This is a genomic window from Gordonia aquimaris (assembly GCF_026262595.1).
GTDB lineage: Bacteria > Actinomycetota > Actinomycetes > Mycobacteriales > Mycobacteriaceae > Gordonia > Gordonia tangerina.
In genome coordinates this window covers 55,416-71,979 of sequence record NZ_JAPKFM010000020.1, presented here as the reverse complement: position 1 = coordinate 71,979, position 16,564 = coordinate 55,416, and the positions used below count along the sequence as shown (strand labels likewise).

The window sequence follows — 16,564 nt, the reverse complement described above, 5'->3', positions numbered from 1 at the left end:
GAACAAAACGCCTGCACGCCCGTTCTCCGGCGCCCCGTACCCGCATGAAGCCGAACCGTGTGAGGTCAGTGCCCGGCCACGACGTCCGCCTCGTCGAAGGTGCGGGGTGTCCGCGCGTTGGGCAGGAACCAGTATGCGATGCACACCAGACCGAAGAAGAGGTAGCCCAGTGCGACTTCCGGGGCGGCCGCCCAGCTCACCTCGGGCGCATGAATGAGCCCGATGAACGACAGCACCGCACCCACGGCGCAAGCGATCGCGGCGAAGTGGAATTTCTTGTCCAGGATGAAGGTGACGATGGTGCCCAACACCAGGCCGACGAGGACCGCGCCTTCGCCCAGCGTCTTCAGGCCGTCGTAGACCAGACCCGCGTTGCCGAGCGCCTCAGCGCCGACTTCCGCGGCGGTCGTGCCCGCCGCGCTCAGCGCGTTGTCGATCATTCCCCGGCCCCATTCGGCGAGATTGGGCAGAATCGCAGCGACCACCGCGATCGCATGAATCCTGGGAACGGCCTGGAATGCCTGCGCACCGATCAGGAGACCGATGTAGAGCAGGATGGGCACGATCGCGGGAACCGGGAGCAACGCCTCCAACACACCGAAGAGGCCGACGAAGCAGAGGACCCCGATCACCACCCCGCTGGCCAACGAGTAGCCGGCCCGACCGCCGGCGTCTTTCCAGCCAGGATGTCCGATGTAGACCGCGGGCGGAAACGGCGAACCGAAGGCCGCGCCGACACAGGCGCCTGCACCGTCGGCCAACAGCACACTGCGCAGGTTGTAGTTGTCGCCTGCCGCGGCTGCGCTCTCCACATTGCTCATCGCCTCGGTGAAGTTGTAGACGCCCAGCGGTATGGCGGTACCGAGCAGCGGCGCGAGGTCACCGAGTCCGGAGAACAACATGTCGAAGCGTTGATCCGGAATCCCGACCGCGATGTCGGAGACGGCCTGTTCGAGATCGGGCACCGACATGTAGCCGCCGATCCAGCCGATCGCGGTGCCCACCAACAGTGCGGCCAGCCCGACGGGAATGTTGCCGGGCAGCCGCACGTCGGTGAAGAAACCGATCAAGATGATCGCCAACACCGGCAGACCGATCCAGGCGACCTCCCACATCTGGGCGGCCGGGCGCATGGCGATGAACGTGATCGAGATACCCGCGAGCGTGCCGAGCATCGCCGCGCGCGGCGTCAGCTTGCGTACGTAAGGCCCCACGAACGCGCCGATCATCACGATCACACCGATCATGAACGCCCACGCGAGCCCGGCCTCCCAGGCCTGCATCGCATCGTTGGTGGTCAGATAGACCGGCAACATCACGACGAAGACCACGATGAACATGTGCGGCACGCTGGGTCCGTACGGCAACGCGGTGACGTCGGTACGCCGTTCGCGCTTGGCGAGTCGCCGCGCGAGGAATGTGTAGTACAGGTTGCCGAGTATCAGCGCGACGCCAAGCGCCGGCAGCACCGTGCCCAGTACGTCGCCGGCGGGAATCTGGACGACAGCGATCATGAGCCCCGTCAGCGTGAGCACGTTGACGAGGATGTTGAATCCGAGTCCGAAGAACGCGTTGGTGTCACCGCGGGTCCACCACGGAACGGGCGGTGGCGCCGGCGACAACGCCGGGTCGGCGGGCGGAGCGGGGTCGGTGGTGGTACTCATCGGTGGTTCGATCCTCTCGGCAACAGGTGACGTGCCCGCTTCAGGAGACTGCGGAGCCGGGCACAGGTGACGTCGGCGACGCTGCCGGCTGATCGGTGAGGGCGGCGACGAGCACGCCGCTCGGCGCGGTCCAGCCGAAGATCCCGCCCTGCGCGGCGATCATCTCCAGGCCCACTCGCTGGAACTCTGGGAAATACGAACCGACGCAATCGGATACGACGACGCATTCGTATCCGCGGTCGTTGGCCTCGCGGGTGGTGGTGTGCACGCACACCTCGGTGGTGACGCCGGTGACGAGGAGCTGGGTGACGCCATGTTCGGCGAGCACGGTGTCGAGGTCGGTGGCGTAGAAGGCGCCTTTACCGGGTTTGTCGATCACCACTTCGCCACCGACCGGCGCCAGCTCGTCGATGATGTCGTGGCCGTATTCGCCCCGAATCAGGATCCGGCCGTATGCACCGGGATCGCCTATCCGTTTGGCCGGCGTCCCGCGGTTGAGCTTGGCCGGTGGACAGTCGGACAGATCCGGCAGGTGACCTTCGCGCGTATGGATCACCAGCATCCCGGCCGCACGCGCGGCGGCGAGTAGCTCGGCCAACGGTGCGACCACCTGCTGTAGCCGCGACACATCGTTGCCGAGGGTCTCGCCGAAACCACCCGGCAGCAGGAAGTCGCGTTGCATGTCGATGATGACCAGAGCGGTACGTGCGATGTCGAGGTGCAGCGGTGCGGGTAGGGCGGCGATGGTCACGGGTTGGGCCACGGGACAAGCCTTTGCCGAAATGGGTGTAGTGACCGAGCATCGTGTTGGTCTCGATCGGTTGGTCGAGTACCTCCTCGACGGTGAACGTGCGACCGATGGTCGGCGTCACGAGCACGTCCAGGTCGCGCCATGTGCGGGCAACCTGGGCGCGCAGTTGCTGGAGTTCTTGCAGTGCGGCGAAGGCGTCGACGGCGGTGTATTTCTGGCCGCTGCGCAGGATGTCGCGCACCACCGGATGGATGGCGTCGGGCCGCTGGGCGAGGAAGTCACCGAACACCACCAGGCGCTCGGCCACCCACGGTCCGGCATAGAGCAGTTCACCGGCCGCCAGAAACGGCGCCAGCGACACCTCGACGATGTCGACAGCCGCGGCGAACCCGTTGTGCATCAACCTGTCCCGAAATGACAGATGCGCCGCACGCATGGCTTCGTCACCGAAGAACTCCAGTTCGGACAACGGCGGCAGACCCACCCGAATCGGGCCGCCGGCGTACTTCGGTCCCGGGCTACGCGACCACGGATCGTCGTCGTCACGACCCGCCATCACCGCCATCACCCGGTCGACGTCGTCGATGCAACCGGCCATCGTGGTGATGCAGTCCAGGGATTTACACGCGGGCACCAGCCCCACGGTGCTGATGAGCCCTCGCGAAGGTTTGTATCCCAGGACCCCGTTGAGTGCGGCGGGCACTCGCCCGGAGCCGGCGGTATCGGTCGCTACCGCGAACGGCACCTCACCGAGGGCGACTGCGAGCGCCGACCCAGAACTCGACCCACCCGAGATCATCTGTCCGCCGTACACACTGCGCGGCACCGTGTACGGTGTTCGGGTGCCGTTGAGCCCGGTGGCGAACTGGTCGAGATTGGTCTTGCCGACATAGAGCGCCCCCGCGTCGAGCAGGTGCTGCACCGCCGGCGCCGTCATCTTTGGGACGTAGGCATAGTCCGGACACGACAGCGTCGTGGGCACCCCGGCGACGTCGATGCTGTCCTTGACCCCGAAAGGGACGCCGTAGAGCGGGAGCGCCCGGGCCCCGGGACGTCTCTCGAGATCTGCCGCCGCGGCCAGCAGGTCCTCGCGACCGACGGTCGACAGCCAAGTGCCGTCGTCGCCGCGTGCATCGATCGCGTCGGCGACGATCCGCGCAGTCCGTGTCGGCGACCCACTGCCGGACACATGATCAGCGAGGATCTCCGCGACGGACGGGCCGAGTGCAGGTCCCCTACGGGACCGACCACCATCTCCATAGCGTCGATTGTCGACAGAATATGTGGCGGCCGCGGATCGTCTGTGTGTCGGTTGTGTTAGCGACGCCGAGGCGGGTCGACGGCGGACGGACCGGTGCACGCCCCGCAGCTACGTCGCGGTATCCCCCGGCGGCGCAGCCAGATCGAGGTACTGAAGATGCTTGTGGTCACGCAACGCGGCCACCGCGGCGACCGGATCGTTGGTCTCCAAGGCCTCGAGGATTGCCAGATGACGCCGAAAGCCGTCATCGGGTCCGTGATGGTCCACGGTCTCCGCCCGCAGGTTCACCGCCATCGGCAACTGGAGCTTGAGCAGAATGGGCTCGAGTGCGATGTCGAGCTGCCGATTACCCGCCAGACCCACCACCGCAGCATGGAAATGTCGATGGGCGTCATCCTTGGCGAGGTCATCGGTGGCCGTCTTCATCTCCTCGACCGCCGCCCGCACCGGCGCGAGTTGCTCGACCGGGTCGTTCAGCGGGAGCGCCGACTCCACCGCGAACCTCTCCAACACCTGCCGCAACTCGAAGAGCTGCACGATGTCGCGGGGAGACCATTCCGCGACCCGCGTACCACGCCTCGGCTGATGCTCGACCAGGCCCTGTTGCGCCAGCAGGCGCAGCGCCTCACGCACCGGAGCTCGGCTGATGCCGAGATCGGCACACAGAGTCTCCTCGACGATCTTCGCCCCGGGGGAGAGTCCACCGGAGAGTATCGCGTCGCGGATACGTCGGCCCGCCACGTCGACCAGACTTTCGGGGAGGTCGCGGTCCTCGCTCGCCCCGTCGCCCCCGGCCATGCGCTCCTCGTTCGTCACTGTGCTCGTGTCATCCGCTGTGGATTCCCTGCAGTCTAGTGTGCCGCGTTGCGCCGCGGCGCCGACCAGGTCGACGAGCCGGTGCGGTAATGTGCAGCGTCGGGCATGCGCAGCGCTCATGCCGGGGGCGGTAGCTCAGTTGGTTAGAGCCGCGGACTCATAATCCGTAGGTCGCGGGTTCGAGCCCCGCCCGCCCCACCAGAGACTCCGAGACGTCGGTGCACCAAACTGGACGTTCGTTTCCCAAACGAAGTCAACGACGCCGGATTCGACACTCCGGCACAGCACTTCGCGTGCCCCACCGCGACGGCTCGGTGGTACCCCACCGGCACCACCGTCCCCACGAGGCCACTCGGGCAACTCCAAACCCTCTGCACGCCAGCCTGACTCACAGTGTTCACCGCGACGACACGCGCGGTGTCACCCAAAGGGGGGAAAGTTTCCCGATCCAAAACCGGCGCGGGGTAGGGTTCGAGATCATCACATCGACCTTCACCACGACACAGTTGCCCGGATCGGCCCACCGGTCCACCTCCCCCTCCCCCACTCGCGGAAATCTCGATGACGCTTGCCGTTCGTGTTCCCCGAAAGTCGCTCCGAATCAACACAAGTGAAAGCATTACGACCACCCGACGGTGGCGTACGTCCATGCCCATCATCGGCCTCACGGCACTCTCGGTGGTCGCCGTCGGGCTCCTGACCGCCCCTGCGCCCGCGCCCGCTGATGCGCATGGTGCGCCGACGTTCAACCTGTTCATCCCGGGGACCTGGGAGACTGATGAGACCGCTGATCCCAGCACCCCGATCGGCGCCCTCAAGCCCATCGCCGAACGCATCCGTCGCGACCACGGCACCTCTGCGCACATCTACTTCCTGCCCTACCTCGCTCGCGCATTCGACAACGGAGAGAGCTACGGAGTGAGCAAGGCCACGGCTCTGGACAACGCGGCCCGCGTCCTGCGTGACTTCACCGCCCGACATCCGACAGCGAAGGTGACGATCACCGGCTACAGCCAAGGCGCGGATGCTGCCGGGGACCTCGCGTCGGCGATCGGGAACCGGATCGGCCCGGTCACCCCTGACAAAGTGCTCGCCGTCGCACTGCTGGCCGACCCACGTGCGGGTACCCGCGGCGAAACCGTCGTCGGACCACGAGCCGACGGTGTCGGAATCGCCGACCCACGCCCGGCCGGCATGGGCACGCTGGCCGGACGGGTCTCATCGATCTGCGCTCCCGCCGACCTCTACTGCTCGATCGACAAGCGGCAGAACCCATTCCTCGGTCAGCTGGGGTCGGCCTTGGGCAAGACACCGGACCAGGCCGTGCTCGCCGTCCGCCGCGCGGCGACTGCCGCCGGCACACTGGCCTCACTCGATCTGCACGGCATCGCGGCAGGGTTGGCCGCGCTGCCGCCACAAGCCGCCGATGGTGACCTCGCGGCGGCGCACGCGACCGCCACCGAGCTCAACGCCGACCTGCGACCCCTGGTGACCCTCGCCGCGGCGGTCGACTTCGCCGAGATCTCTGCCGTTCTCGCACTGATCCCCGACGAGACCGGATTCGCCAAGGCGATGTCCGTGGTCGCGGCGGGACTCTCCCATGTCGACGTGGAACGTACCGCCGACCTGGTGGGCCGAATCCAACAGCTGACCTGGGTGGCCGCCGCCGAGGTGGGACAGCGCGCGGGCGCCAAAACCCTACCGGTCACCGGGCATACGCGCGCCGAGGTCGCCCGCCTCGGCCGCGAGCTCGGCCAGGTCGCCCGTGGCGTCGTGTCCGCCACACCGCAGGCGGGCTCCGGGATGCCGGTCGTGTCACCGGACTTCAAGAACTCGGCGACCGCGGTGACCCGCATCGTCGCGAAGTACGCGATCACCGACCCGGCCACCCTGGTCACCGACGCAGTCTCGGCCGGAAAATTCTATTCCGGTGAGAGTCACGTTCGCTACGGGTCACTGGTCGTCGACGCCAACGGCAACAACGCCGTGAGCTGGCTGGCCCAATGGCTCACGACGGCCATCGCCCAGGCCTGACCACCCAGGCTTGACTGGTGAGGAGCGCCACAGTGGCGCCTCGCCGACCTGCCCGGTCGGACAGGTCGGGTGATAATTCTCCCAACGCACGGTCGCGAAGGGGGCACAACATGCGGGGAACCGATCACATCTGGGGACGGCCCAAACCGGCACCCGACCGTTGTCGCGGCCCGCACACCTACGGCGGGGGTTGCACCTTCAACGCCGACGACCCGCACCGGCCACTTTTCCCCGAGCAGCTCCGCCCGGGCGCGAGGAACGCGACCGCCGCGTGATGACCCCGGCAACCTGACCGAACAAGTCACCCGACTCCGGTGTCGGGATCGACGGCCTGCTCGAGCAGACTGCGCCGGTAGGCCTCCAAGGCCACCAGGTCCCCGAACACTGCGTTGTAGCCATCCGGGTCCTCGCCCGGCGCCATCCGACGCAGCCGCGACTTGATGTCGGCGATCTGGGCTCCGACCCAGACCTCCTGCAGCCGCGCCAACACGCTGCTGATGTACCGGGAGATGTTGTCCTCGGTGACCGGCATCGACTCCACGGCGAGTTCGGTCACCAACGGACCGAGAACCGGATCGTCGACGCCGTTGTGCACCGCATCCACCCACTCGGCACCGCCCATACCGGCCGACGTGCCACCGAGCGCGGACATCGCCGTTCGAATCGAGGCATATGCGGGTTCGGTGAAACACTGCACGGGCAGCGAATCGAAGACGGTCCCGGCGACGGCCGGGTATTGCAGTGCCGCCTTGAGCGCTTCGCGCTGCGGCCACAAACGCGGGTCGGCGGCCAGCGGTCGCGCGGTGGGCGGCGTCGATGCCGCCTCCGGTCGCTGGCGCCGGATGGAGGTGACCTGCCCCGAACGCCCGCTGTTGCGCGCTGCGCCGCCCGTCGCCCGGGCGTATCGCACGCCCTCCTCACGTACCCGTCCGAGCACCTGGGCCACGTCCTCCCAGCCCACCCAGCCGGCAAGCTGCCGCGCGTACTCATCGCGCAGGGCGACGTCCTTGATCCGCGCGACGACCGGAACCGTCTCGCGCAATGCGTGCACGCGCCCCTCTGCGGTGTCGAGATCATGACTGCCCAACAAGGCCTTGATCGCGAACTCGAACATCGGTACCCGCCGAGCGACCAGATCACGCACCGCTGCGTCACCACGTTCCTGCCGGAGTTCGCAGGGGTCCATCCCCTCGGGCGCCACCGCCACGAACGTCTGTCCGGCGATACTCTGCTCGCCTTCGAAAGCTTTGAGCGCCGCGGCCTTTCCGGCTTCGTCACCGTCGAAGGTATAGATCACCTCACCGCGAAAATACGAGTCATCCATCATCAACCGTCGCAACAGCGCCAGATGGTCCTCACCGAATGCGGTCCCACACGAGGCCACCGCGGTGGTCACGCCCGCGAGATGCATCGCCATCACATCGGTGTAGCCCTCGACGATCACCACCTGGTGCCCCTTGGCGATGTTCTTCTTCGCGTGGTCGAGCCCGAACAACACCTGAGACTTCTTGTACAGCATGGTCTCCGGGGTGTTCATGTACTTGCCGAGGTTGTCATCGGAGAACAACTTGCGCGCCCCGAAGCCGATGATGTCGCCGCCGAGATTGCGGATCGGCCACAGCAGTCGGCGATGGAACCGGTCGATGGGCCCTTTCCGCCCCTGCTTGGACAGCCCGGCGGCTTCGAGTTCGCTGAATTCGAAGCCCTGGGACAGCAGCGCCTTCGTCATGGTGTCCCAACCGGCGGGCGCATATCCGCAACCGAACGTCGCAGCGGTGGCGGCGTCGAAGTTCCGTTCGGTCAGGTAGTCGCGGGCGGGTTGCGCCTCCGGCGACTGAAGTTGTTGTGCGTAGAACTTCTGGGCGGCGGCATTGGCCGCCACCAGGCGTGCTCGGGTTCCGCGGTCACGGATGATCGCGGTGCCGCCGCCCTCGTAATGGATCTGGTAACCGATGCGATCGGCAAGCTGCTGCACCGCCTCGACGAATGAGATGTGCTCCTGCTTCTGCAGGAAGCTGTAGACGTCGCCGCCCTCTCCACAGCCGAAACAGTGGAAGTGTCCGTGATTCGGCCGAACGTGGAACGACGGGGACTTCTCATCGTGGAACGGGCACAGCCCCTTCAAGCTGTCGGCCCCGGCCCGGCGCAGCGCCACGTAATCACCGACGATCTCCTCGATGCGTGTCTGCTCACGGATCGCCGTGATGTCACGATCGGGAATTCGGCCTGGCACGCCGACCAGTGTAGTGAGTGCACGCCGCGTCGCCGCAGCCCTACTCACACTCAGCCGAGGTGTGCCTGAGCTCCCGAGTTCTGCCGGTCCGAACGTTCGAGCCTGCCCTCGGTCATCGACGCGATCTGATCAACGATGACCCGCAGCCGCGCAGCGTCATCGGAGGCGTCCTGCCAGAACGGCACGAAGATCGGGTCGAGCCCACCGGGGGCGGCGGCGGTCAACCAGTCCGCAACGCGATGGATTCGTTCGCGCTGGCGCCGCTGGGTGGCCTTGTGTCGTTCGTTGGAGAAGATGAACCGCAGCGCAAGTGTCTTCAAGATGGCGACCTCGGCCGCCACCAGCGGCGAGACGGTGAGGTCGGCGTCATAGCGCGACACCGACCGGTCCCCGACCATCGCGCGGGTGCCGGTGATCGCCGCCGACGCGAACCGGCCGATCAGTTCGCTGGTGAGCCGCTTCAACGTGACCGCGCTGTCGAGGCTCCCGTCGTATCCACCGGCGGCCATGACGATCTCCATCCGGGACAACCGCTGGGCGGCGTCGATGAGTGCGCCCGCCTCGAGGCCCTCGAACTCCTTGACGCCGATGTCGGCCAAGGCACGTTGATCGATGGGATCGGCCAGCGTGCGGAGGTCGATCCGATCGGCGATGACCCCGTCCTCGAGGTCGTGCACGGAGTAGGCGACGTCGTCGGACCAGTCCATCACCTGGGCTTCGATACACTGCCGGCCCGCCGCGGCGCCGTTGCGAATCCAGTCCAGCGCCGACGCGTCGTCGTCGTAGGCGCCAAACTTCACTGCCGGCGGCCGGCGCGTCCAGGGGTACTTCAGGGTGGCGTCCAGCGACGCCCGGGTCAGATTGAGTCCCGCACTGCGACCGTTCGCGTCGAGCAACTTCGGTTCCAGCCGAGTGAGGATCCGCAGATTCTGCGCGTTGCCCTCGAATCCACCGATCTCGGCAGCGACCTCGTTGAGAGCACGTTCGCCGTTGTGACCGTACGGCGGGTGCCCGATGTCGTGGGCCAGACCGGCCAGTTCCACCAGGTCCGGTTCGCAGCCCAGTCCGATCGCGATGCCGCGGCCGATCTGACCGACCTCGAGCGAGTGAGTGAGTCTGGTACGCGGGGTGTCGCCTTCCCGCGGTCCGACGACCTGCGTCTTGTCGGCGAGACGACGCAGCGCGGCGCAATGCAGCACCCGCGCACGGTCCCGCGCGAAGTCGCTGCGATGATCCGTGCGGGTACCGGGCAGACTCGCGACCTTCGGCGCTTCCGGCACGAATCGCTCGACGGCCTCGTCACCGTAGTCGGCCGTGAGCGGAATGGCAGACACGCTGGTCGAGCTAGTCAAGCACCCAGCCCCGGGCGACCGCGAAGTCGGTGATGCGCTGGCGGATCGCCACGATCTGTCCGGCGGTCAGGTCGTCGGAGGAGTCGAGCAGCAACTCCGTGATCTCTTCGGTGAAAGCCGACGCGTCGAGCGAACCCCGTGACCGCCGCGGACGCTCGCCACCGTGCGAACGTCCGTGGTCGTGTGTCTCACGTCGATGCGGACGGCCGGCGGGAGCCTCGTCGGCAGGTGCGGCCTCGGTGACGGCCACGTTGACCGCCTTGGAACCCCGGTCGGTCTCCTCGACGTCGAACTCCACCTTGGCACCGGGTTTGAGCGCCGTCTCGTCGATGTCAATGTCGTTGATGTGCAAAAAGACGTCGGCGCCACCCGACTCCGGCGCGAGAAACCCAAATCCCCGATTTGCGTCGTAGTGCACGACCTTGCCGCTGACGGTCACCGCTTCACTCGCTCTCCTCGTCGCACCACAGTCCGAACCCCGTGCCCGGGCGTGCGACGACAACTCCATCCACAACTATGACAGATATCCGCAGGTCGCACTGGACGCGCCCTTCGTGAGTCAGGAACCGAGCAGCTTGCCACCGAGGTACTCCACGACCTTGTCCAGAGCCACCCGCTCCTGACTCATGGTGTCGCGCTCCCGCACGGTCACCGCCTGGTCGTCGAGGGTGTCGAAGTCCACGGTCACACAGAACGGCGTACCGATCTCGTCCTGGCGGCGGTAACGCTTGCCGATACCCTGCGCGTCGTCGAACTCGACGTTCCAGTGCTTGCGCAGTTCTGCGGCGAGGTCCTTCGCCTTGGGGGACAGCTTCTCGTTGCGCGACAGCGGCAGCACCGCCACCTTCACCGGGGCCAGACGACGGTCGAGTTTCAGCACGGTCCGGGTGTCGATGCCGCCCTTGGCGTTCGGCACCTCCTCCTCGGTGTAGGCGTCACACAGGAACGCCATCAGCGAGCGGGTCAAACCGGCCGCCGGCTCGATGACGAACGGGGTGTAGCGCTCACCCGAGGCCTGATCGAAGAACGACAGGTCCTCACCGGAATGCTTGCTGTGGGTCGACAGGTCGAAGTCGGTGCGGTTGGCGACACCTTCGAGTTCACCCCACGGGTTACCGGAGAAACCGAATTTGTACTCGACATCGACGGTGCGCTTCGAGTAGTGCGACAGCTTGTCTTTCGGATGCTCGAACAACCGCAGGTTCTCCGGGTCGATGCCCAGATCCACGTACCAGTTGAACCGATGGTCGATCCAATACTGGTGCCAGTCCTCGTCCTCGCCGGGCTTGACGAAGAATTCCATCTCCATCTGCTCGAACTCCCGGGTCCGGAAGATGAAGTTGCCCGGCGTGATCTCGTTGCGGAAGCTCTTGCCGATCTGCGCGATGCCGAACGGGGGCTTCTTACGCGCCGTGGTCATCACGTTCTTGAAGTTCACGAAGATGCCCTGCGCGGTCTCCGGACGCAGGTAGTGCAGGCCCTCTTCGTCGTCGACGGGGCCGAGGAACGTCTTGAGCAGGCCGCTGAACGCGCGCGGCTCGGTCCACTTGCCCGGCTGGCCGGTGTCGGGATCGTTGATGTCGGCCAGACCGTTGGCCGGTGGGTGGCCGTGCTTGATCTCGTAGGCCTCGAGCAGATGATCGGCGCGGTAGCGCTTGTGGGTGTGCAGCGATTCGACGAGCGGATCGGTGAAGACCTCGACGTGGCCCGAGGCCTCCCAGACCTGGCGGGGCAGGATGACCGACGAGTCGAGGCCGACCACGTCCTCGCGACCGGTCACCATTGTGCGCCACCACTGGCGTTTGATGTTGTCCTTGATCTCGACGCCGAGCGGTCCGTAATCCCACGCGGAGCGGGTTCCGCCGTAGATCTCACCGCAGGGGTAGACCAGACCTCGACGCTTGGCGAGGTTGACGACGGCTTCAACGCGGTTGGACTGGGCGGCCACGGTTAACTGATCTCCAACGATTCGGTGTTCTCGGGATGACGCCACCGGCTCGGCATCATGTCACAGGAACACCATGTCGAAACGGCAACCCTTACAGGGTAGCCACACCGGTATCTGTTGTCGGAATCCACTCCACCGCCAAATGAAAACCACTTCCTTTAGGATGGGGGCGATGGGTTCACCAGAACGAGATTGCGCTCCCGGCGCCGACGCGCGTACTGCGGGTCCGGCGGCATACGAAGCTGCCAGCGACCTGCTTCGCGCGCTGGCCTCGCCCACTCGGGTCGCCATCGTGTTGCTACTGCGGGAGCGTCCGCAATGTGTGCACGAGGTGGTGGGCGCCTTGTCGTTGAGTCAGCCGTTGGTCAGTCAGCATCTCCGTGTGCTCAAGGATGCCGGCGTGGTGCGCGGCAATCGCAGCGGCCGGGAGATCGTCTACGAGCTGGTCGACGACCACCTCGCCCACATCGTCACCGACGCCCTGACCCACGCGATGGAGCCGTCGTCGCGGATCGAACCCGCATCCGGAGATGGCGAGGTGTCCCGGTGACCGCACGAACCGACCGGCCCGTCACCGGCGTCCGATCGACTCGCCAGCGCGCCGCGATCGCGGATGCGCTGGCCGCGGGCGACGACTTCGTCTCCGCGCAGGAACTCCATGAGCAACTCAAGGCCCGGGGCGAGTCAATCGGACTGACCACCGTGTATCGCAACCTGCAGGCGCTCAGCCAGGCCGGTCAGATCGATGTGCTGTGGGACGGCTCCGGCGAGATGCGTTATCGCCACTGCTCGTCGGGACATCATCATCACCTGGTGTGCCGTCGTTGCGGCACCACGGTGGAGGTTCAGGCCGAACCGGTCGAACAATGGGCAGCCAAGGTCGCCGCCGAGCACGGGTTCACCGAGATCAACCACACCGTGGAGGTCTTCGGCTACTGCGCCGACTGTCAGCGGTCACGCTAGCCCGAGAGCTGCTGTGCCGCATCAGCTCCCGCCGACAACACCATATGCAGCACGGTCAGCAACGGCATGTCGTCGAGCGATCCGGCCGGGAAAGTGTAGTACTGCAGAACATCGGTGGTCACCCCTTCGGGATCCGATCGACGCAGCGCACCGAAACTCAGCTGCGCATCACAAGTCTCGACGTCGTCGCGCAGCGCGTCGGTGTTGGGGAGGTCCAATGCGACCAGCTGGGTGACGGTCAGCACTTCGAGGCCGGCGGCCAGCTCCAGCGCCCTGATCGAGGCACGAGTCGAACCCACCTGCACGACAACCGAATCGGCGTCGACGGTGACGACCTCACCGAACTCCGCAACCAGCGCCGCAACGCGGGACGGCCACGTCGATCGCGGCGCCGAGAGTTCGGTCATGTCGACATCACCCCGCCGAACCGCCGATCCCGCTTGGCATATTCGACGCAGGCCGCCCAGAGGTCACGACGATCGAAGTCAGGAAAGAGCTTGTCCTGGTAGACCATCTCCGCATACGCGGACTGCCACAGCAGGAAATTGGAGGTCCGCTTCTCCCCTGATGGCCGCAGGAAAAGGTCGACGTCGGGCATGTCCGGCTCGTCGAGGTACTTGGCAAAGGACGCCTCGGTAATGCGTTCAGGGTCGATCTCGCCGGCGGCCGCCCGTCGGGCGATCTCCTTGGCTGCGTCCGCGATCTCGGCCCGGCCACCGTAGTTGACGCACATCGTCAGCGTCATCACGGTGTTGTTCCGCGTCATCTCCTCGGCGACCTCGAGCTCACGGATCACGCTGCGCCACAACCGTGGTCGCCGGCCCGCCCAGCGGACCCGGACACCCATCTCGTTCATCTCGTCGCGCCGCCGACGGATCACGTCACGGTTGAACCCCATCAGGAATCGCACCTCGTCAGGACTACGCGACCAGTTCTCGGTGGAGAACGCGTATGCCGACAACCAGGACACGCCGAGCTCGATGCACCCGCACACAGTGTCCATGAGCACGGCCTCACCGCGCTTGTGCCCCTCCGTGCGGGGCAGACCACGCTCCTGCGCCCAGCGACCGTTGCCGTCCATCACCAGGGCGACATGCTTCGGAATCAGCTCCGACGGCAATTCCGGTGGCGTCGCCCCACTGGGGTGTGCATCCGGTGGACGCACTCCGGCATCTGCCGATCGGGTGACGGCCGGTCGGACCTTCCCGGATCGCGAACCGGGTCGTAACGCCATCGCCCGTCTCCTCTCACGCGGTGTCCACCAGCCTATGGGGTGCTTCACGTTCGATCAGTGGCAGGGTTCGCAACTGTCGTTCCAGATGCCACTGCAGATGCGCCGCGGTCAGTCCGGTGGCCTGCCGCTGCAACGACGAACTGACGTCCACGGTGTGTTCCCACTGGCCACGGAAGAGCGCATCCATCAGATCCAGTACGCCCGGCGACGGAGTCGCGGAACCGGGAGGGCGGCAATGGATGCACACCGCTCCCCCGGCCGCCACGTGAAACGCACGGTGCGGTCCCGGCTGGGCACAGCGGGCACAGACGTCGAGGGTGGGCATCCAGCCCGCGCAATGCATGGCCCGCAGGAGGTAGGCGTCCAGGATGAGTTCGTTGGGTCGCCGACGTTCGGCCAGCGCGTCGAGCGCACCGACAGTCAGCCGGTGCAGTTGTGCAGCCGGTGCACGTTCCTCACCAGCGAGCCGTTCCGCGGTCTCCAGAACCGCACATGCGGTGGTGTAGCGGCTGTAATCGGCCACGAGCGCGTCGGCGTACGCGTGCAGCGTGTGCACCTGGGTGACCACATCGAGTGAGCGTCCTGGATACAGGTGCACATCGACGTGGGCGAAGGGTTCGAGCCGGGCACCGAACTTGGATCGGGTACGTCGCACACCTTTGGCCACCGCACGCACCAGGCCGTGTTCCTGGGTGAGCATCGTGATGATGCGGTCGGCTTCGCCCAGCTTGTGCTGGCGCAGCACCACGGCCTCATCCCGGTAGAACCTCACCCGATCATTCTTCCACCGTGCACCGACGATGACCGTCGCGACATGCGCTCAGTCCGGGCCGGCGCGCCTGCGCTCGGGCGCCACGCCGGCCACGTGCGCGGGTGACGGCGTGGTGATGGTGGCCGGCCCGCCCCCGTCGACGAACCGTGCCAGACGCGATGGCAACGTCATCCCGCCGGGGAACCGGTGCCAGCCCTTGCGGTCGTAGAGCTTGGTCCCGCCCAAACCCAACGCCACACCGACCAGCAGCCCGACCAGGCACTGGATCACCGATCGCCCCAGTCCGGCATCGAAGTCGGCATCGAAATAAAGGATCGCGCGGCAGCCCAGGTACACCAGATGCATCGGTTCGATCGCGGCGATCCAGGCGAACAGTCGCGGACTGGCCTCCAATGGCACGGTGCCTCCCGACGAGGGCAGTCCGAGGATCACGAAGAAGATCAGGTTGAGGATCAGACCCGGGTTTCCGAAGACCGCCATCATCGAACTCGCCGAGATGCCGACGGCGCTGATCACCAGCACCGAGAACATCCACAGCGAGAACGCGTTGGGCAGCGACGTACCCACCGCGGTGCAGACCGCGATGTAGAGCGCGGACTGGATCACCGCGACGAAGACCATGATGGTCCACTTGGTGGCAAGGGTGCCCCATCTCGAGATCGCCAACCGTTGTCGCAACTGGTAGAACGGCCCGTACTCGATCGGGGTCTGGCCGAGGATGCCGTCGACCACCACGCTGACCATCATCGCCCCGGTGAAACCGGCCAAGATCAGCAGCAACGTGTAATAGAACGCCGACAACCCGTTACCCGAGCCGTCGGGCAGCGGAGTCGGTTCGATGACCCGCACGTCGACGGGGTTGGCCAGCGCCAGTTGTGCGGCCCCGGAGAAGGGCACGTCAGCGGCCACCAACGTTTGCCGCACCGTCTCCACCAACCGCTCGCCGACCTGTTGATTGACCTGCGCCGACATCTCGTCGGCGAACGTGGTGGTGACGGCCGACGCGAAGGTGCCCGAACCACGGTTGATGAACACGTCGATGGCCATCGGTGCAGGTTTGGCCTGCAGAACCGCCGAGCGCCCCAATGCGACGGCGCGGTTGGTGAAGTTGGGACCGATCACCACGACGCCGTAGGTCTTGCCGGAATTGAGTTCGCCCAGCGCGGTGACGCGGTCGGTGCGCTCGACGGCGATTCCACTCGCGGCCGCGGCCGAGACCACGCCGTCGGCGACCTCGTTGCCGAAGTTCTGGGTGCTGGTGCTGCCGTCGGGGTTGTCGACCTCACCGCCACGATCTTCGTTGACCAGCGCGATCGGGAAATCGTGCAGATTCTTCTGCGGATCGGCGACCGCGCCCATGTAGAGCGCGGCCATCAGGGACATGATCACCACCACCAGAACCAGCGGTGCGAGCCAGAACCGTGGTGAGCGCAGGACTTCGGCGATGGTGCTGCCGGCCTCCGCCTCGTGCTGTTCGGGCAGCACGTCATCAACCGGCGCGCCTGCGGTGTCGTCGGCACTCTCGTGACGCCCCAT

14 protein-coding genes, 1 tRNA gene and 1 pseudogene are annotated in these 16,564 nt (G+C 66.4%); 4 read left to right on the top strand and 12 right to left on the bottom strand.

Annotation, left to right across the window (positions count from 1 at the left end):
* Positions 1-65: 65 nt before the first annotated feature.
* The 4 genes and pseudogenes from OSB52_RS17610 to OSB52_RS17595 all read right to left on the bottom strand — a co-directional run bounded on the left by OSB52_RS17610 (position 66) and on the right by OSB52_RS17595 (position 4,474).
* Positions 66-1,664, bottom strand: a complete 1,599-nt coding sequence (locus tag OSB52_RS17610) for a SulP family inorganic anion transporter (RefSeq protein WP_235722693.1) — start codon at positions 1,662-1,664, stop codon at positions 66-68.
* 40 nt (positions 1,665-1,704) lie between these two features.
* On the bottom strand, positions 1,705-2,427 hold the full coding sequence (locus OSB52_RS17605) for a cysteine hydrolase family protein (protein ID WP_235722692.1): 723 nt from the start codon (positions 2,425-2,427) through the stop codon (positions 1,705-1,707).
* A 13-nt stretch (positions 2,428-2,440) separates the two neighbouring features.
* Positions 2,441-3,619: pseudogene (locus OSB52_RS17600) on the bottom strand (amidase family protein); the annotation flags it as partial.
* Positions 3,620-3,784: 165 nt separating this feature from the next.
* Positions 3,785-4,474 (bottom strand): GntR family transcriptional regulator, encoded by a 690-nt coding sequence (locus tag OSB52_RS17595; protein ID WP_266062898.1) that lies wholly within the window; start codon positions 4,472-4,474, stop codon positions 3,785-3,787.
* Between the two features lie 142 nt (positions 4,475-4,616).
* Here OSB52_RS17595 and OSB52_RS17590 point away from each other — a divergent pair.
* Positions 4,617-4,693: transfer RNA gene (locus tag OSB52_RS17590), tRNA-Ile, on the top strand.
* Between the two features lie 447 nt (positions 4,694-5,140).
* Positions 5,141-6,526 (top strand): cutinase family protein, encoded by a 1,386-nt coding sequence (locus tag OSB52_RS17585; protein ID WP_266062897.1) that lies wholly within the window; start codon positions 5,141-5,143, stop codon positions 6,524-6,526.
* Positions 6,527-6,827: 301 nt separating this feature from the next.
* Here the strand turns inward: OSB52_RS17585 and dnaG are convergent, their stop codons facing one another.
* The 4 genes from dnaG to OSB52_RS17565 form a co-directional block, all read right to left on the bottom strand.
* Positions 6,828-8,759 carry a DNA primase gene (gene dnaG, locus OSB52_RS17580; RefSeq protein ID WP_266062896.1) on the bottom strand — a complete coding sequence of 644 codons (1,932 nt, stop codon included), beginning with the start codon at positions 8,757-8,759 and terminating at the stop codon, positions 6,828-6,830.
* A gap of 50 nt (positions 8,760-8,809) precedes the next feature.
* Positions 8,810-10,093, bottom strand: coding sequence for a deoxyguanosinetriphosphate triphosphohydrolase (locus OSB52_RS17575; protein WP_372512447.1), 1,284 nt, complete (start codon positions 10,091-10,093; stop codon positions 8,810-8,812).
* 10 nt (positions 10,094-10,103) lie between these two features.
* Positions 10,104-10,550 (bottom strand): cold-shock protein, encoded by a 447-nt coding sequence (locus tag OSB52_RS17570; RefSeq protein WP_266062894.1) that lies wholly within the window; start codon positions 10,548-10,550, stop codon positions 10,104-10,106.
* Between the two features lie 120 nt (positions 10,551-10,670).
* Positions 10,671-12,059 (bottom strand): glycine--tRNA ligase, encoded by a 1,389-nt coding sequence (locus OSB52_RS17565; protein WP_266062893.1) that lies wholly within the window; start codon positions 12,057-12,059, stop codon positions 10,671-10,673.
* Between the two features lie 172 nt (positions 12,060-12,231).
* On the opposite strand from OSB52_RS17565, the gene OSB52_RS17560 reads away from it, so the two are divergent.
* Together OSB52_RS17560 and OSB52_RS17555 are read left to right on the top strand one after the other, a co-directional pair.
* Positions 12,232-12,609: an ArsR/SmtB family transcription factor gene (locus OSB52_RS17560; protein WP_235722685.1), complete on the top strand. Its 378-nt coding sequence runs from the start codon at positions 12,232-12,234 to the stop codon at positions 12,607-12,609.
* A complete protein-coding gene (locus OSB52_RS17555) occupies positions 12,606-13,022 on the top strand; it encodes a Fur family transcriptional regulator (protein WP_266062892.1) in 417 nt (138 codons plus the stop codon). Before OSB52_RS17560 ends, OSB52_RS17555 begins: the two co-directional genes overlap by 4 nt.
* On the opposite strand, the gene OSB52_RS17550 is transcribed toward OSB52_RS17555, so the two are convergent.
* The 4 genes from OSB52_RS17550 to OSB52_RS17535 are packed head-to-tail and all read right to left on the bottom strand — an operon-like array spanning position 13,019 to position 16,564.
* The gene (locus tag OSB52_RS17550; protein WP_266062891.1) at positions 13,019-13,429 is read right to left on the bottom strand and encodes a hypothetical protein; all 411 of its coding nucleotides are present in this window, start codon (positions 13,427-13,429) and stop codon (positions 13,019-13,021) included. The two genes, OSB52_RS17555 and OSB52_RS17550, sit on opposite strands and share 4 nt — an antisense overlap.
* On the bottom strand, positions 13,426-14,256 hold the full coding sequence (locus OSB52_RS17545) for an isoprenyl transferase (protein ID WP_235722682.1): 831 nt from the start codon (positions 14,254-14,256) through the stop codon (positions 13,426-13,428). The genes OSB52_RS17550 and OSB52_RS17545 overlap by 4 nt, the downstream gene beginning before the upstream one ends.
* A gap of 13 nt (positions 14,257-14,269) precedes the next feature.
* Complete coding sequence (gene recO, locus OSB52_RS17540) at positions 14,270-15,028, bottom strand: DNA repair protein RecO (RefSeq protein ID WP_235722681.1); 759 nt, start codon at positions 15,026-15,028, stop codon at positions 14,270-14,272.
* A gap of 48 nt (positions 15,029-15,076) precedes the next feature.
* Positions 15,077-16,564, bottom strand: a complete 1,488-nt coding sequence (locus OSB52_RS17535; protein ID WP_266062890.1) for a YhgE/Pip domain-containing protein — start codon at positions 16,562-16,564, stop codon at positions 15,077-15,079.

What these genes read in the sequence shown, in the direction of transcription:
- OSB52_RS17550 (WP_266062891.1), bottom strand. Translation starts at nt 13,429, where the DNA reads ATGACCGAACTCTCGGCGCCGCGATCGACGTGGCCGTCCCGCGTTGCG.
- OSB52_RS17545 (WP_235722682.1), bottom strand. Translation starts at nt 14,256, where the DNA reads ATGGCGTTACGACCCGGTTCGCGATCCGGGAAGGTCCGACCGGCCGTC.
- OSB52_RS17585 (WP_266062897.1), top strand. Translation starts at nt 5,141, where the DNA reads ATGCCCATCATCGGCCTCACGGCACTCTCGGTGGTCGCCGTCGGGCTC.
- OSB52_RS17535 (WP_266062890.1), bottom strand. Translation starts at nt 16,564, where the DNA reads ATGGGGCGTCACGAGAGTGCCGACGACACCGCAGGCGCGCCGGTTGAT.
- OSB52_RS17595 (WP_266062898.1), bottom strand. Translation starts at nt 4,474, where the DNA reads ATGGCCGGGGGCGACGGGGCGAGCGAGGACCGCGACCTCCCCGAAAGT.
- OSB52_RS17560 (WP_235722685.1), top strand. Translation starts at nt 12,232, where the DNA reads ATGGGTTCACCAGAACGAGATTGCGCTCCCGGCGCCGACGCGCGTACT.
- OSB52_RS17610 (WP_235722693.1), bottom strand. Translation starts at nt 1,664, where the DNA reads ATGAGTACCACCACCGACCCCGCTCCGCCCGCCGACCCGGCGTTGTCG.